The 23,047-nt window shown below is 71.1% G+C and carries 18 protein-coding genes; 1 reads left to right on the forward strand and 17 read right to left on the reverse strand.

The window, feature by feature from the left end:
- Positions 1 to 19: 19 nt before the first annotated feature.
- Positions 20 to 1,123, reverse strand: a complete 1,104-nt coding sequence (locus tag ACFYNP_RS31850) for a TraR/DksA family transcriptional regulator (protein ID WP_388790393.1) — start codon at positions 1,121 to 1,123, stop codon at positions 20 to 22.
- 565 nt (positions 1,124 to 1,688) lie between these two features.
- Here ACFYNP_RS31850 and ileS point away from each other — a divergent pair.
- On the forward strand, positions 1,689 to 4,862 hold the full coding sequence (ileS, locus tag ACFYNP_RS31855; RefSeq protein ID WP_388790396.1) for an isoleucine--tRNA ligase: 3,174 nt from the start codon (positions 1,689 to 1,691) through the stop codon (positions 4,860 to 4,862).
- 356 nt (positions 4,863 to 5,218) lie between these two features.
- Here ileS and ACFYNP_RS31860 read toward each other — a convergent pair whose 3' ends face one another.
- From ACFYNP_RS31860 to rsmH, 16 genes are all read right to left on the reverse strand, one after another.
- On the reverse strand, positions 5,219 to 6,394 hold the full coding sequence (locus ACFYNP_RS31860) for a DivIVA domain-containing protein (RefSeq protein ID WP_388790399.1): 1,176 nt from the start codon (positions 6,392 to 6,394) through the stop codon (positions 5,219 to 5,221).
- Positions 6,395 to 6,443: 49 nt separating this feature from the next.
- Positions 6,444 to 6,728, reverse strand: coding sequence for a YggT family protein (locus tag ACFYNP_RS31865; RefSeq protein ID WP_114035728.1), 285 nt, complete (start codon positions 6,726 to 6,728; stop codon positions 6,444 to 6,446).
- A gap of 72 nt (positions 6,729 to 6,800) precedes the next feature.
- Positions 6,801 to 7,418, reverse strand: coding sequence for a cell division protein SepF (locus tag ACFYNP_RS31870; protein ID WP_161254125.1), 618 nt, complete (start codon positions 7,416 to 7,418; stop codon positions 6,801 to 6,803).
- A gap of 140 nt (positions 7,419 to 7,558) precedes the next feature.
- Positions 7,559 to 8,278 carry a YggS family pyridoxal phosphate-dependent enzyme gene (locus ACFYNP_RS31875; RefSeq protein ID WP_388790403.1) on the reverse strand — a complete coding sequence of 240 codons (720 nt, stop codon included), beginning with the start codon at positions 8,276 to 8,278 and terminating at the stop codon, positions 7,559 to 7,561.
- 6 nt (positions 8,279 to 8,284) lie between these two features.
- Entirely contained in the window at positions 8,285 to 8,992 is a 708-nt protein-coding gene (gene pgeF / locus ACFYNP_RS31880; RefSeq protein WP_388415579.1) for a peptidoglycan editing factor PgeF, read from the reverse strand.
- A 49-nt stretch (positions 8,993 to 9,041) separates the two neighbouring features.
- Positions 9,042 to 10,253: a cell division protein FtsZ gene (gene ftsZ / locus ACFYNP_RS31885; RefSeq protein ID WP_382600411.1), complete on the reverse strand. Its 1,212-nt coding sequence runs from the start codon at positions 10,251 to 10,253 to the stop codon at positions 9,042 to 9,044.
- Between the two features lie 277 nt (positions 10,254 to 10,530).
- Positions 10,531 to 11,337: a cell division protein FtsQ/DivIB gene (locus ACFYNP_RS31890; protein WP_388415129.1), complete on the reverse strand. Its 807-nt coding sequence runs from the start codon at positions 11,335 to 11,337 to the stop codon at positions 10,531 to 10,533.
- Between the two features lie 23 nt (positions 11,338 to 11,360).
- Complete coding sequence (murG, locus tag ACFYNP_RS31895; protein WP_100574587.1) at positions 11,361 to 12,446, reverse strand: undecaprenyldiphospho-muramoylpentapeptide beta-N-acetylglucosaminyltransferase; 1,086 nt, start codon at positions 12,444 to 12,446, stop codon at positions 11,361 to 11,363.
- A gap of 6 nt (positions 12,447 to 12,452) precedes the next feature.
- The gene (ftsW, locus tag ACFYNP_RS31900; RefSeq protein ID WP_388415125.1) at positions 12,453 to 13,835 is read right to left on the reverse strand and encodes a putative lipid II flippase FtsW; all 1,383 of its coding nucleotides are present in this window, start codon (positions 13,833 to 13,835) and stop codon (positions 12,453 to 12,455) included.
- A 59-nt stretch (positions 13,836 to 13,894) separates the two neighbouring features.
- Positions 13,895 to 15,334, reverse strand: a complete 1,440-nt coding sequence (gene murD / locus ACFYNP_RS31905; RefSeq protein WP_388790406.1) for a UDP-N-acetylmuramoyl-L-alanine--D-glutamate ligase — start codon at positions 15,332 to 15,334, stop codon at positions 13,895 to 13,897.
- A complete protein-coding gene (gene mraY, locus ACFYNP_RS31910) occupies positions 15,316 to 16,386 on the reverse strand; it encodes a phospho-N-acetylmuramoyl-pentapeptide-transferase (RefSeq protein ID WP_100574590.1) in 1,071 nt (356 codons plus the stop codon). The genes murD and mraY overlap by 19 nt, the downstream gene beginning before the upstream one ends.
- On the reverse strand, positions 16,383 to 17,804 hold the full coding sequence (murF, locus tag ACFYNP_RS31915; RefSeq protein ID WP_388790409.1) for a UDP-N-acetylmuramoyl-tripeptide--D-alanyl-D-alanine ligase: 1,422 nt from the start codon (positions 17,802 to 17,804) through the stop codon (positions 16,383 to 16,385). Before murF ends, mraY begins: the two co-directional genes overlap by 4 nt.
- Positions 17,805 to 17,808: 4 nt before the next feature.
- On the reverse strand, positions 17,809 to 19,476 hold the full coding sequence (locus tag ACFYNP_RS31920; RefSeq protein ID WP_388415115.1) for a UDP-N-acetylmuramoyl-L-alanyl-D-glutamate--2,6-diaminopimelate ligase: 1,668 nt from the start codon (positions 19,474 to 19,476) through the stop codon (positions 17,809 to 17,811).
- A 14-nt stretch (positions 19,477 to 19,490) separates the two neighbouring features.
- Positions 19,491 to 21,410, reverse strand: coding sequence for a peptidoglycan D,D-transpeptidase FtsI family protein (locus ACFYNP_RS31925; protein WP_388415112.1), 1,920 nt, complete (start codon positions 21,408 to 21,410; stop codon positions 19,491 to 19,493).
- A gap of 4 nt (positions 21,411 to 21,414) precedes the next feature.
- Positions 21,415 to 21,930, reverse strand: a complete 516-nt coding sequence (locus ACFYNP_RS31930; protein ID WP_388415109.1) for a hypothetical protein — start codon at positions 21,928 to 21,930, stop codon at positions 21,415 to 21,417.
- Entirely contained in the window at positions 21,927 to 22,877 is a 951-nt protein-coding gene (gene rsmH, locus ACFYNP_RS31935; protein ID WP_388790412.1) for a 16S rRNA (cytosine(1402)-N(4))-methyltransferase RsmH, read from the reverse strand. Before rsmH ends, ACFYNP_RS31930 begins: the two co-directional genes overlap by 4 nt.
- Positions 22,878 to 23,047: the final 170 nt, after the last annotated feature.

Consider the following 23,047-nt stretch of genomic DNA (forward strand, 5'->3'; position numbering starts at 1 on the left):
ACGGCACACCTGTGCGGACTCAGCCCCGCCGTTCCTGCTTCTGCTTGTCCTCCACGCAGAGGGTGGCGCGCGGGAACGCCTGCATCCGGGCTTTGCCGATCGGGTTGCCGCAGATCTCGCAGTACCCGTACGTCCCGGCGTCGAGCCGCTCCAGGGCGTGCTCGGTCTGCTCCAGGGTCTCGCGGGCGTTGGCGGCCAGCGACATCTCGTGCTCGCGGGTGATGTTCTTGGTGCCGGTGTCGGCGTCGTCGTCACCCGCGCCGTCGCCGGAGTCGCGCATCAGGCCGGTCAGCGCCGCCTCCGACGCCTCGATCTCGCTGCGCAGCCGCAGCACCTCGCTGGACAGCTCGTTGCGGGCCTCGGCGACCTCCTCCGGGGTCCAGGGATCCTCGCCCGGACGGACCGGAAGCTCGCCCGGGGCGGTCGTGGCGACGGCACGGGCCGCCGGCACCGCCGACGCGGCGGCGGCCCCGGCCGCCGTCGTCCTTGCCGCGGTCTTCTTCGCAACCACCTTGTTGGCTCCCGTCTCTTCCGCGGCCTCAGCCGCCCCCTGGGCCGCGGTCGCGGCCTTCTTGGCGCGCGCCCCGGCGGATGCCGCCGAAGCCGTCGTGCCGGTCGCCCTGTCCTTGCCGGTCGCCTTGTCGGACGCGGTCCGCGCCGTCCCGGTTGCCTTCGCGGCCCCGGTCTTCTCGGCGGCCGCCTTCTTCACGACAGCCTTCTTGGCCACGGTCTTGGCCACGGTCTTGGTCGCGGTCTTGGCTGCGGTCTTGGCTGCGGTGGCCTTCTTGGCCGCGGTCTTGGCCGCCGTCTTGGCCGCCGTCTTGGCCGCCGTCTTGGCCGCGGTGGCCTTCTTGGCAGGAGCCGCCTTCTTGGCTCGTGCGGTCTTCTTGGCGGCCCCGGCATGCTCGGCCGATGCCTTTTCGGCTCCTCCCACCTCGGCCGACGCGGTCTTCGCGGCGGGCTCGGCGGGGGCCGCCTTCCCGGCCGCGGCGCCGGCCGCGGCACTCTTCGTACCGGTCGTCGCCTGGTCCGCAGAGCCCGTGTCGGCACCCGCGGCGGCACTCGTGGCGTCGGCTCTCGCGGACGCCGTTGTGGTCTCTACGGCGGTCTTCTTCGCCACCATGGCCGCGGCCCCTTCACATATTGTGATCTTGCTCGCGAATCGTGCTGGGACGATAAATCGACCCCAGGCCCGCGGCAACGGGGCACGCCGCCGGTTCGCCCCGCCCCGGACCGGCGGCACGGCGAACCTGCATCGGTTGTGCCCAGCTCCCGCCCCGGTGAATCCGCCGGACGGGCGGCGCCGGAGCCCGCCGGGGCCCGTATGGCCATTCGGGTCATGGACACGCTCTGCCGCAGGCCCCCCGTAAACCGGTCGGCCGTGCTTCCCCGGGCCCCGTACACTGGCCGCAGCGAGAGGCGTGGACGGGACGAGTAACGGCGTACGCGGCCAAGAGCGATCCGGGGACGGTGTGAGCCCGGAGGCGAGCGCGCGGTGAAGATCACCCCCGAGCCGCCGGAAGAAAGACCCCGGGTTACCGGGGTCCGTAGAACCGGCTTCGCGACCCCAATGAGGGGGCGGTGTTCCGCACACCGCCAAGGAGGGTGGTACCGCGGGAAGCGCCCCACGAGGGCCGCCTCTCGTCCCTCCGACGGAACCGCACGACGATCCGCCGGAGGATGACCGGATGTCGCAGTACCGCCAGGTGCCCGCCCAGGTAGACCTGCCCGCCCTTGAGCACGCCGTGCTCGACTTCTGGGAGCGGTCCAAGGTCTTCGCCAAGAGCCTCGAACAGTCCGAGGGCCGCCCGGAGTGGGTCTTCTACGAGGGCCCGCCCACCGCCAACGGCATGCCGGGCGCCCACCACATCGAGGCCCGCGTCTTCAAGGACGTCTTCCCCCGCTTCCGCACGATGCAGGGCTACCACGTGGCCCGCAAGGCCGGCTGGGACTGCCACGGCCTGCCCGTCGAGCTCGCGGTCGAGAAGGAGCTGGGCTTCAACGGCAAGAAGGACATCGAGGCGTACGGCATCGCCGAGTTCAACGCCAAGTGCCGCGAGTCCGTGACCCGGCACACCGACGCCTTCGCCGACCTCACGACCCGCATGGGCTACTGGGTCGACCTGGACGACGCCTACCGCACGATGGACCCGCAGTACGTCGAGTCCGTGTGGTGGTCCCTGAAGGAGATCTTCAACAAGGGCCTGCTCACCCAGGACCACCGCGTCGCCCCCTGGTGCCCGCGCTGCGGCACCGGCCTCTCGGACCACGAGCTGGCGCAGGGCTACGAGACGGTCGTCGACCCCTCGGTCTTCGTGCGCTTCCCGCTCACCGGCGGCCCGCTCGCCGGCGAGGCGGCCCTCCTGGTGTGGACGACGACCCCCTGGACGCTAGTGTCCAACACGGCGGTCGCGGCCCACCCCGAGGTCACCTACGTCGTGGCGACGAACGGCGAGGAGAAGCTCGTCGTCGCCGAGCCCCTCCTGGAGAAGGCCCTCGGCGAGGGCTGGGAGGCCACCGGCCAGTCGTTCACCGGCGCCGAGATGGAGCGCTGGACCTATCAGCGCCCCTTCGAGCTGGTCGAGTTCCCGAGCGCGGGCGAGGGAACCAACGGACTCAGCCCCGTGCCCGCGCACTACGTGGTGAACGCCGAGTACGTCACGACCGAGGACGGTACGGGTCTGGTCCACCAGTCCCCCGCCTTCGGCGCCGACGACCTCCTGGTCTGCAAGGCGTACGGGCTTCCGGTCGTGAACCCGGTCCGCCCCGACGGCACCTTCGAGGAGGACGTCCCGCTGGTCGGCGGCGTCTTCTTCAAGAAGGCCGACGAGAAGCTCACGGAGGACCTCAAGGAGCGCGGCCTCCTCTTCCGCCACGTCCCGTACGAGCACAGCTACCCGCACTGCTGGCGCTGCCACACCGCGCTGCTCTACTACGCGCAGCCGTCCTGGTACATCCGCACCACCGCCGTCAAGGACGCGATGCTGCGGGAGAACGAGAAGACCAACTGGTTCCCGGAGTCGGTCAAGGAGGGCCGCTTCGGCGACTGGCTGAAGAACAACATCGACTGGGCGCTGTCCCGCAACCGCTACTGGGGCACCCCGCTGCCCATCTGGCGCTGCGAGGAGGGCCACCTGACCTGCGTCGGCTCGCGCGCCGAGCTGACCGAGCTGACCGGCACCGACCAGTCCGCACTCGACCCGCACCGGCCGTACATCGACGAGGTGACCTTCACCTGCACCGCCGAGGGCTGCTCGCTCGAAGCGGTGCGCGTGCCCGAGGTCATCGACGCCTGGTACGACTCGGGCTCGATGCCGTTCGCGCAGTACGGCTACCCGCACCAGAGCAAGGAGCTGTTCGAGAGCCGCTACCCGGCCCAGTTCATCTCCGAGGCCATCGACCAGACCCGCGGCTGGTTCTACACGCTGATGGCGGTCGGCACCCTGGTCTTCGACAAGTCCAGTTACGAGAACGTGGTCTGCCTCGGCCACATCCTCGCCGAGGACGGCCGCAAGATGTCCAAGCACCTGGGCAACACCCTGGACCCCATCCCGCTGATGGACCAGCACGGCGCCGACGCGGTGCGCTGGTTCATGGCGGCCGGCGGCTCCCCGTGGGCGGCCCGCCGGGTCGGCCACGGCACCATCCAGGAGGTGGTGCGCAAGACGCTGCTCACCTACTGGAACACCGTCGCCTTCCAGGCCCTGTACGCCCGTACGTCCGACTGGGCGCCGAGCGCGGCCGACCCGGCCCCGGCCGACCGCACGGTCCTGGACCGCTGGCTGCTCAGCGAGCTCAACTCGCTGGTGGGGCAGGTGACTTCGGCCCTGGAGTCCTACGACACCCAGCGGGCCGGAAAGGCCCTGTCCTCCTTCGTCGACGACCTCTCCAACTGGTACGTGCGCCGCTCGCGCCGCCGCTTCTGGCAGGGCGACAAGGCGGCCCTGCGCACGCTGCACGACGTGGTCGAGACGATCACGCGCCTGATGGCGCCGCTGACGCCGTTCATCGCCGAGCGGGTCTGGCAGGACATGGTCGTGCCGGTGACCCCGGACGCCCCGGAGTCGGTGCACCTCTCCACCTGGCCGGCCGCGGACGCCTCCGCGATCGACCCCGCGCTCTCGCAGCAGATGGCGCTGGTCCGCCGTCTGGTGGAGCTGGGCCGGGCGACCCGTGCCGAGTCGGGCGTCAAGACGCGTCAGCCGCTGTCCCGGGCGCTGGTCGCGGTGGCGGGCTTCGAGGCGCTCTCCCCCGAGCTGCACGCGCAGATCACGGAGGAGCTGAACGTGTCGTCGCTCGCCTCGCTCTCCGAGGTGGGCGGCTCGCTGGTCGACACCACGGCGAAGGCCAACTTCCGGGCGCTCGGCAAGCGGTTCGGCAAGGGCGTCCAGGACGTGGCGAAGGCCGTGGCCGCGGCGGACGCGGCGGCCCTTTCGGCGTCGCTGCGCGACACCGGCTCGGCGTCGGTCGAGGTCCATGGCGAGCCCGTGTCGCTGGCCCCCGACGAGGTCATCATCACCGAGACCCCGCGCGAGGGCTGGTCGGTGGCCTCCGACTCCGGTGCGACGGTCGCCCTCGACCTGGAGATCACCCCGGAGCTGCGGCTCGCGGGCCTGGCCCGGGACGCGATCCGGCTGATCCAGGAGGCGCGCAAGAACAGCGGGCTCGATGTGGCGGACCGGATCGCGGTCCGCTGGGAGTCCGCCGACCCGGAGGTCTCCTCGGCCCTGTCGGCCCACGCCGCCCTGATCGCGGACGAGGTCCTGGCCACGGATTACGCGTCGGGCTCCGCGGACGACTCCTACGGCGCCCCGTTCACGGACGAGCCCCTGTCCCTGACGTTCCGCCTCCGCAAGGTGTAACCCCACCGAACGGCCCGAACGGCCCGCCCCCGCGGTTCTGGGGGCGGGCCGTCGTGGTTCGGCCGTACCGGTGCTGGGGCGCTTCAGCCCGTCATGGGGGTCACCTGGCCCTCAAGGCCTTGGGGAGTTCGAGGACGACCGCCCTCAAGGCGCGAACGGGGTCGGGCACGGAGCCCCAGCAGTCAACCGTCAGCCACCCACACCCCCGGAGGGCTCGGGAAGGGGCGGGGTGGGGACGCCGCCCGTCGCAGGCGACCACCCGCCCGGGTACGGCGAAGGGCCGGTACCGGGGGAAACCCGGTACCGGCCCTTGCAGCCTGCCGACGGCTACGCGCGGGGCACGCGCGTAGAGCCCGTCAGTTGTCGTCCTCGTCGATCAGGAACCCGCGCATCGGCGAAGGCGCCTGCTGCATGGGCGAGGGCCCCTGCGGCCGCACCGGCGCCATCGGCTGGGTCATGGCCGGCGACATCTGCTGCTGGCCACCGTAGGACGGCGCGCTCGGCATGGACGGCTGCCCGCCCATGGACGGCTGGCCACCCATCGGGTGCCCCATCGCGCCGGCACCGGCCGACGCCATGGAACCGCTCATCTGCGGAGCCGGCGGCAGCGACGCGGTCGCCGGGGTGCGCGGCGGCGCGAGCGAGTCGTCGGCCTGGGTCTCCAGCTGGCGCAGCTGCGACTCCAGGTAGGACTTCAGACGCGTACGGTACTCGCGCTCGAAGCCCCGCAGGTCCTCGACCTTGCGCTCCAGGGTGGCGCGGGCGGACTCCAGGGAGCCCATCGCGACGCGGTGCTTCTCCTGCGCGTCCCGCTCCAGGGCGTCGGCCTTGGCACGGGCGTCGCGCTCCAGGCCCTCGGCGCGGGACCGGGCCTCGCCGACGATCTTGTTGGCCTCGGAACGGGCCTCCGCGATCGCCTGGTCGGCGGTCTGCTGCGCGAGGGAGAGCACACGGGCGGCGCTGTCGCCACCGGGCGCCTGGGCCGGCTGTCCCATCTGCGGACCGTGACCGCCCATGGGGCCGCCCATCGGCTGGCCCATGGGGCCCTGGCCGAGCTGGTTCTGACCCATGGGGCCCTGACCCAGCTGGTTCTGGGGGTGGTTCTGCTGGCCCATCGGACCCTGACCCATGGGGCCCTGACCCATCGGACCCTGGCCGTGCTGGCCCTGGGGGCCGTGGCCGCCGGGTCCCGCGGGCAGCTGCGGAGCGCCGCTGGGCAGCTGGGGCGGGCCCATCTGCGGCTGCTGCTGCTGAACCTGCGGCGGACCGGATATGGCCGCGGGTACGGGCGCGCCCGGGCCTCGGCCGTCCTGCGGCTCCTGCTTGCGCATGCCCTGCTGCTGCTGGTTCTGCGCGGCGGCACGGGTCGCGGCGGCCAGCTTGGCGCGCAGATCCTCGTTCTCGCGCAGCAGTCGCGTCAGCTCCGACTCGACCTCGTCGAGGAAGGCATCGACCTCGTCCTCGTCATAGCCTTCTCGGAGGCGGACGGTCGTGAACTGCTTGTTCCGCACGTCCTCGGGGGTCAGCGGCATCTCTTCTTCACCTCTACGTAGTCGTCGGCAGTCGGCAGGACCGAATCGTTCACAACCTGACCACGATGCTGATCAGGATGTAGACGATGATCATCAGAACGAAGAAGGACAGGTCGAGTGCCACGCCCCCGAGACGCAGCGGCGGAATGAACCGCCGCAGAAGCTTGAGCGGTGGATCGGTGACAGTGTAGGTGGCCTCAAGAACGACCACCATCGCCTTGCCGGGTTGCCATGAACGGGCGAACTGGAAGACGTAGTCCATGACGAGCCGGAAGATCAGCACGATGAGGAAGCACATCAGCGCGATGTAGACCACCTGTAGTGCGACGCCCATCTCGCGCTTCCCTCTCCCCTTGCATCAAAGCTCCGGCCTGTTGTCGGCCGGTTCGTTCCCGGTGTCGTGTTCTCAGCTCTGGTTGAAGAATCCGCCCTCTGCGATGCGGGCCTTGTCCTCCGCCGTGACATCGACGTTAGCAGGAGACAGCAGGAACACCTTCTGCGTCACCCGTTCAATGCTGCCATGCAGACCGAAGACCAGACCGGCGGCAAAGTCGACAAGTCGCTTCGCGTCGGTGTCGTCCATCTCGGTGAGATTCATGATCACCGGAGTGCCCTCGCGGAAGTGTTCCCCGATGGTACGGGCCTCGTTGTAGGTCCGCGGGTGCAGCGTGGTGATGCGGTACGGCTCCCGCTCGGACACAACCTTGGGCATGATCACCGGCGCGTTCTTCTCCAGGCTCGGACGTTCAGGTGTGATGGACGCCACGGGTGCAATTCGCGCCGGACGTCCGCTTTCTACCGATAGCTGAACCGGTTCTCTCGGCGCTGGAGGCTGAGTTACTCGTACCGGTTCGTCCCGTTCGTCCTGGAGCGGGGACTGGTGCGGGGGCTGGTGCCGCCGACGGTCGCGCTCCGGTTCGGGCTCGGGTTCGAAATCGTCGTCGGGGTCGAACCCCCGGCCGTCGTACCCATCGTCCTCCACGAGGCCGAGGTAGACCGCCATCTTGCGCATCGCGCCGGCCATGCTCAGATTCCTCCGCTCTGTGGTGGATCGCTCCTGTCGCCAACTGGCAGCGTCACCAAGGGCCCACGATCCACGCGGTCTGCCCACCGAAGAGTGGGAATGACCATATTTTCTGCTGTGGTCCGACTTGCTTCGCGACGTTACCCGAGCCGGGGTCGGTCTCCGAGCACCGCCGTTCCGACGCGTACATGTGTCGCTCCGGCCGCGACGGCCTCTTCGAGGTCCGCACTCATCCCTGCTGACACCATGTTCGCAGCCGGATGGTCCGCGCGCAGGCGGGATGAGAATTCCAGCAGCCGCTCGAAAGCCGCCCGTTGCCGTCCGGCGTACTCACCGGCCAGCGGTGCCACGGTCATCAGACCGTCGAGCCGCAGCCCCGGCGCCCCGGCGATCAGCTCGGCCAACTCCCCGATCCCGTCCGGGGCAACGCCTCCGCGCTCGCCCCGCTCGCCCGACTCCGCGTCGAGCGCGACCTGGATCAGACAGCCCAGTTCACGCTCGGCCCGGACGGCCGCGGTGGAGAGCGAGGTGATGAGCCGGACCCGGTCGACCGACTGCACGGTGTCGGCGTAACCGGCCACCGAACGCACCTTGTTCGTCTGGAGCTGGCCCACGAAGTGCCAGGTCAGATCGAGGTCGGCGCAGGCGGCGGCCTTGGGGGCGGCATCCTGGTCGCGGTTCTCCGCGACTTCGCGCACGCCCAGTCCGTGGAGCAGCCGCACGTCGCTCGCGGGATAGGTCTTGGTGACCACGATGAGGGTCACGTCCGCCCGTGCGCGCCCGGCCGCGGCGCAGGCGGAGGCGATTCGTTCCTCCACCCGGGCCAGGTTCTCGGCGAGTTCGGTCTTGCGATCCGTCATGAGTCGTCAGTCCAGCCAGACATATCCGGCGAGCCGCCCAGTGGTGCGGTCGCGGCGGTACGAGAAGTGGTCGAGCGATTCGAGCGTGCAGACCGGCGAGGTCTCGATGTCGCCGACGCCGAGGGCGGCGAGCTGTGCGCGCACCCCCGCGGTGACGTCCACGGCGGGCGTTCCCCAGCTGGTCTCGGACCAGGCGGCGGGCTCGGCCTCGGCGACCTCGGCCCGCATGGCCTCGGGCACTTCGTAGCAGCGGCCGCAGACGGCGGGCCCGGTACGGGCGACGATCCGGGCCGGGTCCGCGCCGAGCGAGACCATCGCCCCGACCGCGGCGGGCACCACGCCCGCCACCATTCCGGGCCGGCCCGCGTGGGCCGCGCCGGCGATCCCCGCCACCGGATCGGCGAGCAGTACCGGGGTGCAGTCGGCGGTGAGCACGGCGAGCGCGGTTCCCCGGCGGCCCGTCACCACCGCGTCCACGGCGGCCGGGTCGCCCGGCGCGAAGGGGCCGTCGACGACGGCCACATCGCGCCCGTGCACCTGGTTCATCCAGACCACCCGGGCCGGGTCGAGCCCGAGCTTCCCGGCGGCGAGCCCACGGTTGGCACGTACCGAGGCGGGGTCGTCGCCGACCGCACCGCCGAGGTTGAGCTCCTCGTACGGAACGGCGCTCACCCCACCCCACCGGTCGGTGAAGGCGAAGTGCGCGCCGCTCACATTGCCCTGCTCTCGTATCACTTCAAGAGGCCGCTTCGAAACGCTTCGCTCACTTGAGGAAGTCCGGAACGTCCAGCTCCTCGGCCTGGCTGTCCGGGTAGGGACGGGCCGTCGGAACGTGCGGCGGAGCCGCGGGGGCCTCGTTGACCGGGGCGGGCTCGACCGGAGCCGGCGCCGGGGCCGGGGTCTCCTCGCGGCTGCCGACGGTGCCGAGTCCGCCGAGCGGGCGGGATGCCTCGGACGGGCGCGAAGGGGCGGGCTCGTCGCGCTTGTTGGAGGCGCTGCCGAGCACGGTGTCCCGGCGGGCCGGCGGCTGGCCGCCGTCGAATCCGGCGGCGATGACGGTGACGCGCACCTCGTCGCCGAGGGCGTCGTCGATGACCGCGCCGAAGATGATGTTCGCCTCGGGGTGGGCGGCCTCGCTGACCAGCTGGGCGGCCTCGTTGATCTCGAACAGGCCGAGGTCCGAGCCACCGGAGATGGAGAGCAGCACACCGCGGGCGCCGTCGATGGACGCCTCAAGGAGCGGCGAGGAGATCGCCATCTCGGCGGCGGCCACCGCGCGGTCGTCGCCGCGGGCCGAACCGATGCCCATGAGGGCCGAACCGGCTTCCGACATGACCGACTTGACGTCGGCGAAGTCGAGGTTGATGAGGCCCGGCGTGGTGATCAGGTCCGTGATGCCCTGGACACCGCTGAGCAGCACCTGGTCCGCGGACTTGAACGCGTCCAGGACGCTGACCTGGCGGTCGGAGATGGAGAGCAGCCGGTCGTTGGGGATGACGATGAGGGTGTCGACCTCTTCGCGGAGCTCGGCGATGCCGTCCTCCGCCTGGTTGGCGCGGCGCCGGCCCTCGAAGGTGAACGGGCGGGTGACCACGCCGATCGTCAGGGCGCCGAGCGAACGCGCGATGTTGGCCACGACGGGGGCGCCACCGGTGCCGGTGCCGCCGCCTTCGCCGGCGGTGACGAAGACCATGTCGGCCCCCTTGAGGACCTCCTCGATCTCCTCACGGTGGTCCTCTGCCGCCTTGCGTCCGACTGCCGGGTTGGCTCCGGCCCCGAGGCCGCGGGTGAGTTCACGGCCGACGTCGAGCTTGACGTCGGCGTCGCTCATCAACAGTGCTTGTGCGTCAGTGTTGATCGCGATGAACTCGACGCCCTTGAGACCGACCTCGATCATTCGGTTGATGGCATTGACACCACCGCCGCCGACACCGATGACCTTGATGACTGCGAGGTAGTTCTGCGGTGCTGCCACGTCGAAGGCCTCTCGCCTCGAGTTACGGGTCGTCACTTCGCGGTTGCCGCAAGGTGACGACGAATGCCGATTGGGACGGTCCGTATCGCCGACCCGAACCCTAACGTTGAAGTTTAGGGTTACCAGTGTGTCTGTTCGCTGGACTCTTCCGAACAGGACACTAAGTCGACAAGTGGCGCGCGTTCAACGAACACGCCGAACCTCCCGTTTTTCTTTTCACCCTATGTGATCACCCGTGTCGCTGACCAACCAGGGTGCTGGCCAGGGCGTATGTCCGTCAACTGCCCGACACCGCAGGGGCGGTGGGGGCACTCACATCGAAGCGGACCGACTTCGGCCGCGCTTTCATCAGTGCACTGAGGGTACGTCCCTTCAGCTCACCTTCCTCGTCGCTTCCCCATCGAACGCTGCGGCCGCCGGTCAGCTCAAGGGTCACGGAGTCGTACGAGGAAATCTTGACCGACCGCGTCTCCTTGGCCACGGCGGGCGGGAGTTCGCCCGTGATGCGCACCGCTTCGAGGACCAGCCGGTCGGCGCCGAAGCGACGCAGACTCGGGGACTGCGAGACCGTCAATTCCAGCTGGGGGATGCCCTTCAGGGGCTGTGCGACCGTGGCGAAACGCACACCCTTCGCGTCCACTTCGTCGAACTTCGCACCGTTCTTCATGACCAGGGCGGGCTTGCGTTCGGTCACTTTCAGACCGATCCCGTGCGGCCACGAACGAACGACTTCGACCGAGTCGATGCGCGGCAGCTTCTGTCGCAATCGCTCGCCCATCGCGTCCGTGTCGACGGAAATCAGCGGCGATCCGATCGGCACGGCGGCGACCGCTTCGACCTCACCGGGCGTCAGAACCTGTGTCCCCGTGGTCTTCACGTGCTCCACGCGCAGCCAGGTCGAGCCGTACAACAGCCAGATGACGCCCGACCCGAGCAGCACGGCGGCGACGGCGAGCACGAGGAGCCCGCGCCGGCGGGGCAGCCGGAAGCGGCGCCCGCGGGCGGGACGGGGGCCGGACCGGCCGGACTTCGCGGACTTGTCGGTCCCTCTGCCACCGCGCTGGGCGGTCGCCTGTCCGGCCACGGTCCCTGCCTTCCGTCAGTTGATCAGCGTCCTGCGATGGCCTCGTACACCATCTGTACGAGGAGTTGGTCGGCGTCGCGCCGGCCGAACTCGGCTGCGGAGCGCGACATCTCGTACAGCCGGTGCGGGTCGGCGAGTACCGGGAGGACGTTGCCCTGCACCCATTCCGGGGTGAGTTCGGCGTCGTCGACGAGGAGGCCGCCGCCGGCCTTGACCACCGGCTGGGCGTTCAGCCGCTGTTCGCCGTTGCCGATCGGCAGCGGTACGTAGGCGGCGGGCAGCCCGACGGCGGAGAGTTCGGCGACGGTCATCGCGCCCGCGCGGCAGAGCATCATGTCGGCCGCGGCGTACGCGAGATCCATCCGGTCCACGTACGGTACCGGGACGTACGGCGGCATCCCGGGCATGTTGTCGACACGCGGCAATTCGTTCTTCGGGCCGACGGCGTGCAGGATCTGGATGCCGGAGCGCTGGAGCACCGGGGCGACCTGCTGGATCACCTCGTTCAGGCGGCGGGCGCCCTGCGAGCCGCCGGAGACGAGCAGCGTCGGCAGGCCGGGGTCGAGCCCGAACGCGGCGCGCGCCTCGGGGCGGACCCGGGCCCGGTCGAGGGTCGCGATCGAGTAGCGCAGCGGGATGCCGATGTAGCGGGAGTTGCGCAGCTTGCTGTCCGGGGTCGCGACGGCCACGCCGGCCGCGTACCGCGAGCCGATCTTGTTGGCCAGGCCGGGCCGGGCGTTGGCCTCGTGGACCACGATCGGCACCCCGAGCCGCTTGGCGGCCAGATAGCCGGGCAGCGCCACATAGCCGCCGAAGCCGACGACGCAGTCGGCCTTGGTGCGCTCCAGGATCTGCTCGGCGGCCTTGATGGTGCCGCGCAGCCGCCCGGGGACGGTGATCAGTTCGGGGGTGGGCCTGCGGGGCAGCGGGACGGCCGGGATGAGCGCGAGCTCATAGCCGCGCTCGGGCACGAGCCGGGTCTCCAGACCCTTCTCCGTGCCGAGTGCCGTGATCCCCACGGTGGGGTCCTGCCTGCGCAGGGCATCCGCGAGGGCGAGCGCGGGCTCGATGTGGCCGGCGGTCCCCCCACCGGCGAGTACGACATGCACCGAAATTCACCGCTCTCCGGACGGACGCTTCTTGACGCGCCGTCTCATCGACTTCCAACTCACCCGAGGCTGCCGCATGGCAAGGGCCGCCCGCGCAGCGGGGTCGTCCCGCGCGAACGCGATCAGGAGCCCCACGGCGAACATGGTCGGCAGCAGCGCGGACCCTCCGTAGGAGAACAGCGGGAGCGGGACTCCGGCGATCGGCAGCAGGCCGAGCACCGCACCGATGTTGATCACGGCCTGCGCCACGATCCAGGTGGTCACACCTCCCGCGGCGTACCTCACGAAGGGGTCCTCCGTGCGTCCGGCCACGCGGATACCCGCATAGCCTAGAGCCGCGAAGAGGGCGACGACCGACAGCGTCCCCGCCAGACCCAGTTCCTCGCCGGTCACGGCGAAGATGAAGTCGGTGTGGGGCTCCGGGAGTTGACCCCATTTCTCCACACTCGCACCCAGGCCGGATCCGAACCAGCCGCCCGAGGCGAGCGCGTAGATTCCGTGCACGGCCTGCCAGCACTGGTCCTGCGGACCCGGGTCGGTGGCGCCGATGCAGTTGAGCCGGCCCATCCGGTGCGGGCTGATCTTGATGAAGAGCGCGGCGAGCGTGCCCGCGACCGCGAGCACTCCCGCGAAGAGCCGGGTCGGGGCGCCGGCCAGCCAGAGCAGGCCGAACAGGATGGCGGTCAGGATGATCGTCGTGCCCATGTCGCCGCCGAGCATGATCAGCCCGAGCAGCACGAAGGCGACCGGCACGAGCGGCACCAGCATGTGCTTCCACTCGCTCAGGAGCCGTTTGTCCTGCTTGCGCGCGAGCAGGTCGGCGCCCCACAGGAGCAGCGCCAGCTTGGCGAACTCGCTGGGCTGGAGCTGGAAGGGGCCGCCGAGATAGATCCAGTTCTGGTTGCCGTTGACGGATTTCCCTATCCCGGGGACCTGCACCAGGATCAGCAGGAAGACCGTGCCGGCCAGTATCGGGTAGGCGAGCGCCCGGTGGAGCTTGGCGGGCATCCGGGCGGCGGCGACCATCAGGCCGCCGCCGATGAGGGCCGCGAGGAACTGCTTGCGGAAGAAGTACGAGCCCGGCAGCGACAGTTCGAGCGCCTTGATCATCGAGGCGGAGTAGACCATCACGAGGCCGAGCACGGTGATGAGCAGGGCGCTGCCGAGGATCAGGTAGTACGCCGTCAGCGGCCGGTCCCAGGCCCTCCTGGCCTGCTCCAGCAGGCGCCGGGGGCCGCGCGGACCGGGCCGCCGGGGCGATCCGGTGCCGCCACCGCGGACGGCCGGGCCGCGCACGGCTCCGGCGGTGCGGCTGCGCAGGAGGAGACCGGCGAGTGCGGGCACCCCGCGCGGGCCGTCCCCGGAGCCGCCAAGAACATCGGCCGCCATGTGTGCTGTCCCCTCCAGTCGTGCCCGGCGCCGGCCGGTCCGTGGAACGGGTGGTCCGGCTAGGCGCGCCCTGCGGCGAGTTCGCGGACCGCTTCCGCGAAGGCCTCGCCGCGCTTGTTGTAGTTCGCGAACATGTCCATCGAGGCGCAGGCCGGGGCCAACAGGACGGTGTCCCCCGGCCGGGCGAGCCCCGCCGCCTCGCGGACCGCCGCCGACATCGCCCCAGTGTCGGTCCGGTCGAGGTCCACCACCGGGACCTCGGGGGCGTGTCGCGCCAGGGCTTCGGCGATGAGGTGGCGCTCGGCACCGATGAGGACGACGCCGCGCAGCCGCTTGGCCGAGCGCTGGACGAGCTCGTCGAAGGAGGCACCCTTGGCCAGTCCCCCGGCGATCCAGACGATCGGGTCGTACGCCGCCAAGGAGGCCTCGGTGGCATGGGTGTTGGTGGCCTTGGAGTCGTCGACGTAGGCGACCTCGGCGACGTCGGCGACGTGCTCGATGCGGTGGGCGTCGGGCCGGAAGGCGCGCAGTCCGTCGCGGACCGCCTTGGGTTCGACGCCGAAGGCGCGCGCGAGGGCCGCGGCGGCGAGCGCGTTGGCGATGTTGTGCGGGGCCGGCGGGTCGACGTCGGCGACCTCGGCGAGCTCTTGGGCGTTCTTCTGCCGGTTCTGTACGAAGGCCCGGTCGACGAGGATGCCGTCGACCACGCCGAGCTGGGAGGGGCCCGGGGTGGCGAGGGTGAAGCCGATCGCCCGGCAGCCCTCCTCCACGTCGGCCTCGCGCACCAGGTCCTCGGTGGCCTTGTCCTGCGCGTTGTAGACGCAGGCGATGTGGTTGCCCTCGTAGACGCGGCCCTTGTCGGCTGCGTACGCCTCCATGGTGCCGTGCCAGTCGAGGTGGTCCGGCGCCAGGTTGAGCACGGCGGCCGAGTGGGCGCGCAGCGAGGGCGCCCAGTGCAGCTGGTAGCTGGAGAGCTCGACGGCCAGGACGTCGTACTCCGTCTCGCCGAGGACGACGTCGAGCAGCGAGACGCCGATGTTGCCGACGGCGGCGGTGCGCAGGCCCGCCGCCTGAAGGATCGAGGCGAGCATCCGGGTGGTGGTGGTCTTGCCGTTGGTGCCGGTGACCGCGAGCCAGGGAGCCGGCGTGCGGCCGTCCAGGTCGCGCAGGCGCCAGGCCAGCTCGACGTCTCCCCACACCGGCACGCCCGCCTCGGCGGCGGCCGCGAACAGCGGCTTGTCGGGCCGCCAGCCGGGCGTGGTGACGACGAGCTCGGTGCCCTCCGGCAGGGTGGCGCCGTCGCCGAGGCGCACGGTGACGCCCTGCGCCTCCAGCTCCGCGGCCTGGGCGCGCGAGCGCTCGTCGGCGCCCTCGCTGACGGCCGTGACGACGGCGCCGAGTCCGTTCAGGACCCGGGCCACCGGCATGCCGGAGACGCCGAGACCGGCCACCGTCACGCGCTTGCCCTGCCAGGTGGTGCTCACTTGTCGGCTGCCCATCCCGCGTAGAAGAGTCCGAGTCCCACGATCACGCACATGCCCTGGATGATCCAGAAGCGGACCACGACAAGGACTTCGGACCACCCCTTGAGTTCGAAGTGGTGCTGGAGCGGCGCCATCCGGAAGACCCGCTTGCCGGTCATCTTGAACGAGCCGACCTGGATGACCACGGACATCGTGATCAGTACGAACAGGCCGCCGAGCAGGGCGATCAGGAACTCCGTGCGGGAGCAGATCGCCAGGCCCGCGAGCGCGCCGCCGAGGGCGAGCGAGCCGGTGTCGCCCATGAAGATCTTGGCGGGCGAGGTGTTCCACCACAGGAAGCCGAAGCAGGAGCCCATCAGGGCGGAGGCGACGACCGCGAGGTCGAGCGGATCGCGCACCTCGAAACAGGCGTTGGGGTTGGTCAGGGTCTGCGCGTTGGCGCAGGACTCCTGGAACTGCCACAGGCCGATGAAGGTGTACGCGCCGAAGACCATCACCGACGCGCCGGTGGCCAGGCCGTCCAGACCGTCCGTCAGGTTCACGCCGTTCGACATGGCGAGGATCATGAACAGCGCCCACACCACGAAGATGACCGGGCCGACGGACCAGCCGAAGTCGTTGATGAACGACAGCTTGGTGGAGGCCGGGGTGTTGCCGCGGGCGTCGGCGAACTGGAGGGCGAGCACCGCGAAGGCGATGCCGACGATCAGCTGTCCGGCCATCTTCGCCTTGGCCCGCAGGCCGAGCGAACGCTGCTTGACGATCTTGATGTAGTCGTCGAGGAAGCCGACCATGCCCATGCCGGCCGTCAGGAAGAGCACCAGCAGGCCCGAGAAGGTCGGGTCCTCGCTGGTGATCACCTTGGTCAGCGCGTACGCGATCAGCGTGGCCAGGATGAAGGCGATGCCACCCATGGTGGGTGTGCCCTTCTTCCCGGCGTGGCCGCGCGGGCCGTCGTCACGGATGAACTGGCCGTAGCCCTTGCGGGCGAGCAGCTTGATGAGCAGCGGGGTGCCGACCAGGGTCAGGAAGAGACCGATGGCTCCCGCGAAGAGGATCTGCCTCATCGGGCGGCGACCTCACCCTCGGCAGCGCCTTCGAGCAGCGCCAGTGCCACCCGCTCCAGGCCGATCGACCTGGACGCCTTCACCAGCACGACGTCTCCCGGCCGCAGTTCACTGCGCAGCAGGTCGACGGCCGCCTGTGCGTCGGACACGTGCACCGACTCCTCACCCCACGAACCCTCGTTATATGCGCCCAGTTGCAGCCAGGACGCCTCCCGGCCCCCGACTGCCACGAGCTTGCTGACGTTGAGCCGGACGGCGAGCCGTCCGACCGCGTCGTGCTCGGCCAGCGCATCGTCGCCGAGCTCGGCCATCGGACCGAGCACCGCCCACGTACGTCCCCCCCGTGCCCGTGAGGCCTCGCCCATTGCCGCGAGCGCGCGGAGAGCGGCTCGCATGGATTCGGGGTTCGCGTTGTAGGCGTCGTTGACGACGGTCACACCGTCCGGACGCTCGGTGACCTCCATACGCCAGCGGGAGAGGGAGCCCGCCTCCGAGAGCGCGCGGGCGATCTCGTCTGCGGACATGCCCAGCTCATGGGCGACGGCGGCCGCGGCGAGCGCGTTCGACACGTGGTGCTCACCGTACAGGCGCAAGGTCACATCGCCGCACCCGGAGGGTGTGTGAAGGCTGAAGGAGGGCTGTCCGGCGTCTGTGAGCCGGACGTTCTCGGCCCGTACGTCCGCGTCCGCGGCTTCTCCGAAGAGCAGCACGGGCGCCTTGGTGCGGGACGCCATGGCCCGTACCAGCGGGTCGTCCGCGTTCAGCACGGCGCAGCCCGACTCGGGCAGCGCCTCCACCAACTCGCCCTTGGCCAGGGCGATCTGCTCCTTGCCGCCGAACTCGCCGATGTGGGCGGACCCGACGTTCAGGACGAGACCGATGGTGGGCGGGGTCAGGCCGGTGAGGTAGCGGATGTGGCCGACGCCGCGCGCGCCCATCTCCAGGACCAGGTGTCTGGTCTCCGCGGTCGCGGTGAGTGCGGTCAGCGGCAGGCCGATCTCGTTGTTGAGGGAGCCCGGCGTGAACACCGTCGGCGCGTGGCGCTGGAGCACCTGCGCGATCAGGTCCTTGGTGGACGTCTTGCCGGACGAGCCGGTCAGGGCGACGACTTCGGTGCCGAGCCGGCGCACGACGTCACGGGCGAGCGCCCCGAGGGCGGCCTGCACGTCGTCCACGACGATCGCGGGCACGCCGACCGGGCGGGCCGCCAGGACCGCCACCGCGCCCGCCTCGAAGGCGCGTTGCGCGTAGTCGTGGCCGTCGACGTTCTCACCGGCGAAGGCCGCGAAGAGCGAACCGGCCGCCACCTGGCGGGAGTCGATGACGACGGGGCCGCTGACCTGGACGGACGGATCCGGTATGTCGTGCGGCTGCCCGCCGACGATTTCGGCGATCTCGGCGAGGGAGAGGGCGATCACTACTTCATCCCTGACTTTTCTGGATGGCGGCGCGGAGGACCAGGCGGTCGTCGAAGGGACGGACCACTCCGTGGATGTCCTGGCCCTGTTCATGACCCTTGCCCGCGACGAGCACGGTGTCGCCGGGCTCCGCGAGGGCGACGGCCGACGCGATGGCGGCGGCACGGTCCTCGAAGACCTGGACCTGACCGCGCTCGTGGGCCGGCACCTCGGCGGCGCCCGCCAGCATCGCGGCGAGGATCCCGAGCGGGTCCTCGGAACGGGGGTTGTCGGAGGTCAGTACGGCGGTGTCGGCGAGCCGGGCCGCCGCGGCGCCCATCGGGCCCCGCTTGGTCTTGTCGCGGTCGCCGCCGCAGCCGAGCACGATGTGCAGCCTGCCCTCGGTGACCTTGCGCAGCGAGCGCAGCACCGACTCGACGGCGTCCGTCTTGTGGGCGTAGTCGACGACCGCCAGATAGGGCTGGCCGGCGTCCACCCGCTCCAGGCGGCCGGGCACGCCGGGTACGGCGGCCACTCCGTCGGCTGCGGTCTGCGGGTCGATGCCCGCGACGGCGAGCGTGACGATGGCGGCAAGGGTGTTCGCCACGTTGAAGGGGCCGGGCAGCGGGGCGGTGGCGGAGATCCGCTCGCCGCCCGGGGCGACCACGGTGAAGGTGCTGCTGTCCTGGCGCACCTGGACGTCCTCGGCCCGCCAGTCGGCCTCGGGGTGGCCCTCGGCCGAGAAGGTGGTGATCTCGATGCCGGCCTCCTTCACCAGGCGCCGGCCGTACTCGTCGTCGAAGTTCACCACGCCGCGCTTGGCCCGCTGCGGCGTGAACAGCTGCGCCTTGGCCTGGAAGTAGTCCTCCATGCCGGAGTGGAACTCCATGTGCTCCGGGCTGAGGTTGTTGAAGACGGCGACGTCGAAGACGCAGCCGTCGACGCGGCCGAGCACCAGGGCGTGGCTGGAGACCTCCATGGCGACCGAGTCGACCCCGCGCTCGCGCATGACCGCGAACAGGGCCTGGAGGTCGGTGGCTTCGGGGGTGGTGCGCTCGGACTTGATGCGCTCGTCACCGATGCGCATCTCGACCGTGCCGATCAGGCCGGTCGCGTGTCCGGCGCCGCGCAGGCCGCCCTCGACCAGGTAGGCGGTCGTGGTCTTGCCGGAGGTTCCGGTGATGCCGAGCTGGAGCAGATCGCGGCCGGGGTGGCCGTAGATCTCGGCGGCGAGCTCGCCCATCCGGCCCCGCGGGTCCCCGGCGACCAAGACCGGCAGGCCGGTCGCGGCGGCGCGTTCGCGGCCCGCCGGGTCGGTGAGGACGGCGACCGCGCCGAGGCTCGCGGCCTGGGCGGCGAAGTCGGCGCCGTGGGTGTTGGCGCCCGGCAGCGCGGCGTACAGGTCTCCTGGGCGCACCGCCCGGGAGTCGTGCGTGATGCCGGTGACCTCTCCCGGTCCGGGGCTGTTCGTCCCCAGTCGCGCGGCCAGTTCGCCGAGCGGGGTCGGACGGGCCTGTTCCGGTCGGGGCGCTCCCGGCTGTTTCACGGGGGCGTCCTGCTGGGCGGTTCGGTACTGATCAGCGTGTGGCACGGCGGTGAGCGTACCGGGCGTACCGGCCGGGTCGCCAAAAGAGGGGGGCACGTCGTCCTGGGTCCCGTCCTGGTTCCCAGGACCCTGGGTGATGGTTGTCACTGAGGCTTCCGGATTCAGTCGTTGCCGCCGAAGGTGACGGGCAGGTTGGGCGGCTGGGCTCCGCTCGGCGGGATCTGGAGGGTCTTGAGGGCGAACTCCATGACCTGCTTGTAGATGGGTCCGCAGATCTGGCCGCCGAAATAGCTGCCCTTCGTCGGGTTCTGGATGGCGCAGTAGACGGTGATCTTGGGGTTGTCCGCGGGGGCGAACCCGGCGAAGGAGGCGGTGTAGCCCTTGTAGGTGCCGGTCTTGGGGTCGACCCGGTTGGCGGTGCCGGTCTTGCCCGCGACGCGGTAGCCGGGGATGGCGGCCTTGGTTCCGGTGCCCTCGGCGTCGCCGACGACCGATTCGAGCATCTGGGCCAGCGTCTTGGCGGTCTTCTCGCTGACCACGCGGGTCTGCTGGGGCGCGGGCGCCGGGGTGAAGCGCCCGTCCGGGCCCTTGGTGCCGCGTACCAGCGTCGGCTGGATGCGGACGCCGCCGTTGGCGATCGTCGAGTACACCGAGGCGGCCTGCATGGCGTTGAGCGAGAGGCCCTGGCCGAACCGGACCGTGTACTGCTGCGAGGTGGACCACTTGTTCGCGGGCGCGAGGATGCCCGGCGTCTCACCGGGGAAGTCGAGCCCGCTGGGCTTGCCGATGCCGAACTTGCGCAGGTAGGAGTACAGGACGTTGTCGGCCTGGGCGTCGGTCTTGCCGAGCTGTTCGACGGCGAGGATGGTGCCGATGTTGCTGGACTTGGCGAGCACGCCGTTGAGCGTCAGGTTCCAGGTCGCGTGGTCGACGTCGTCCTTGAAGAGCCGGTCGCCGCGCTGGAGCCGGTTGGGCACCACCACATGGGTGTCGGGCGTGGCGACCCCCTCCTCCAACACCGCGGCCATGGACATGACCTTGGCGGTGGAGCCGGGTTCGAAGGCGTCCTGGAGCGCCGCGTTGCCCATGGCGGCGGAGTTGGCCTGGGCGATGTTGTTGGGGTCGAAGCCCGGCGCGTTCGCCATGGCCAGGACCTCGCCGGTGTCGGACCGCTGCACTATGACGTACCCGCGGTCGGCGTGGGACTCGGCGACCTGGTCGGAGATCGCCTTCTGGGCCATCCACTGGATGTCCCGGTCGATGGTCAGCTCGACGTCGGAGCCCGGTACGGCCGGGGTCTCGTGGGTGCCGGCCGTGGGCACCCGGCGGCCGCCGGACTGGGCGTAGGAGATCTTGCCGTCGGTGCCGGCCAACTCCTTGTTCAGGGAGGACTCCAGGCCGCCGCCGCCCTTGCCCTCGGCGTTGACGTAGCCCAGTATCCCGGCGGCGAGGTCCCCGTTGGGGTACACCCGCTTGGTGCTGGACTCGTTGAGGACGCCGGCCAGCACATTGGCGCCGGGGCCGCCCTTGGCGCGGTCGGCGGACGCCTTCTCGCCGAGGACCTTCTTGAGGTCCTTGATCTGGTTCCACACCTGCGGGGTCTGCCGGCGCGCGAGCACCACGTACCGGGTCTTGGGCGTCTTGAGCTTCTTGGTGAGCTCCGCCTGGTCCTTGCCGATGAGCGGCGCGAGCAGCGCGGCCGCCTGCTCCGCGGCGTCGGGGATCCTGGTGGACTCGGGGGTGAACAGCGTCGGGTCGGCGGTGATGTCGTACGCGTCGACGCTGGTGGCGAGCGCGATGCCGGCCCGGTCGGTGATCCGGCCGCGCTCGGCGGGCAGCGCGTAGCTGGCGTACCGGTTCTTGTCGGCCTTGGCGGCGTACGCGCTGGCGTCGACCGCCTGCACCTGGAGCAGCCGTACGACGAAGGCCAGCATGACCAGGGTGAGTCCGAGGCTGACCAGGCGCAGCCGGGGCCGGTGGCTGCCGAGCTTGAGCTTCTTGGCGGCCGCGGGGCGGCGGGCCGGCGGCCGGGAGCGCGCGGGCGGGGGCACCCGGCGGCGCGGGGGTTCCTTGGGGCTCACTGCGTCACCTGCCGGGGTTCGGGGAGGTCTTCGCGGGCGGGCGGGGCTGCTTGGGGGCCGCGGTGTGGTGCTGCCTGGGGTGCGGCGCGGGAGCCTGGCTCTGCGCCGCGGGCAGCGGCGAGGGCTCGGCGGCCTCGGCGGGCGAAGGGTCGCCGGCCGTGGCGGGGACGCCCTTGACGGTGCCGTCGGGGCCGAGGAAGACGGGGTTGCCGCCGGGGACCATGCCGAGGTCGCCGGCCCGGCGGGACAGCGCGTCGGGCGCGGACAGATCGTCCACGTCGCGTTGCAGTGCCTGCTGCTCGTCGGTGAGTTCGGTGGTCTGCCTGCGGTACTCGCTGAGCTTGAACGAGCCCGCGTTGAGCGCCGAGTTGAGCACCAGGAGCGCGATGAGCCCGCCGCCGAGGAGGGCCACGACGAGGAGCACGAACGGGGTGCGGGCGGCACTGTTGGCCCCCTGCGAAGGCATCAGCCTGCCGAGCCGCGCGGCCGTGCCGCGCAGCTGCCTGGCCGGTTTGCTCACACGTCCTCCCTGATCCGCTGGGCCCCTCGGAGCCGGGCGGGGGCCGCGCGCCGGTTCTCGGCGACCTCCTCCTCCGTGGGGAGTTCGGCACCGCGGGTGAGGAGCTTGAGCCGCGGCTGGTAGCGCTCGGGCACCACGGGGAGCCCGGGCGGCGCGGTGTTGGCGGCGCCGGCCGCGAACACCTGCTTGACGATGCGGTCCTCCAGGGACTGGTAGGAGAGCACCGCGACCCGGCCGCCGACCGCGATGGCCTCGACGGCCGCGGGGATCGCCCGCTCCACGCTGGCGAGTTCGCCGTTGACCTCGATGCGCAGGGCCTGGAAGGTGCGCTTGGAGGGGTTGCCGCCGGTGCGCTTGGCGGCCTGCGGCAGCGAGTCGCGGATCAGTTCGACGAGGCGGGCGCTGTTGGTGAAGGGCTCCTTCTCGCGCTCGCGCACGATCGCCGAGACGATCCGCTTGGCCTGCTTCTCCTCGCCGTACGCCCGCAGGATCCGGACGAGTTCGCCGGGCGGGTAGGTGTTGAGCACCTCGGCGGCGCTCATCCCGGTCGACTGGTCCATGCGCATGTCCAGGGGCGCGTCCTGGGCGTAGGCGAAGCCGCGGTCGGCCTCGTCGAGCTGCATGGAGGAGACGCCGAGGTCGAACAGGACGCCCTGGACGCGCGGGGTGCCGAGCCGGGCGAGCACGTCGGGGAGCTCGTCGTAGACGGCGTGCACCAGGGTGGCGCGCTCCCCGAAGGGGGCGAGGCGCTCGCCGGACAGGCGCAGCGCCTCCTTGTCGCGGTCGAGGGCGATCAGGCGCACCTCGGGGAACCGGGTGAGCAGGGCCTCGCTGTGGCCGCCGAGGCCGAGGGTGCAGTCGACGACGACCGCTCCGGGCTCGGTCAGGGCCGGGGCCAGCATGTCCAAGCATCGCTGGAGCATCACCGGGACGTGTCGCTGGCTCAAAGCCGCCCTCTCAAGGATCCGGCGCACCGCCACGCATACGTACCCGGTCCCCGCTCCCCCTGGGGTGGGGGGCGAACGGCTGGCGCCGGGGAAGGGGCGTCAGCCGACCGGAGGGCGGGAGGAGGCCGAGCCGTACGTGCGCCGCGCACGCGGGTAAACGTAGGTCCGGG

It is taken from the genome of Streptomyces sp. NPDC006691, from assembly GCF_042869955.1.
In the GTDB taxonomy this organism is placed as follows: Bacteria; Actinomycetota; Actinomycetes; order Streptomycetales; family Streptomycetaceae; genus Streptomyces.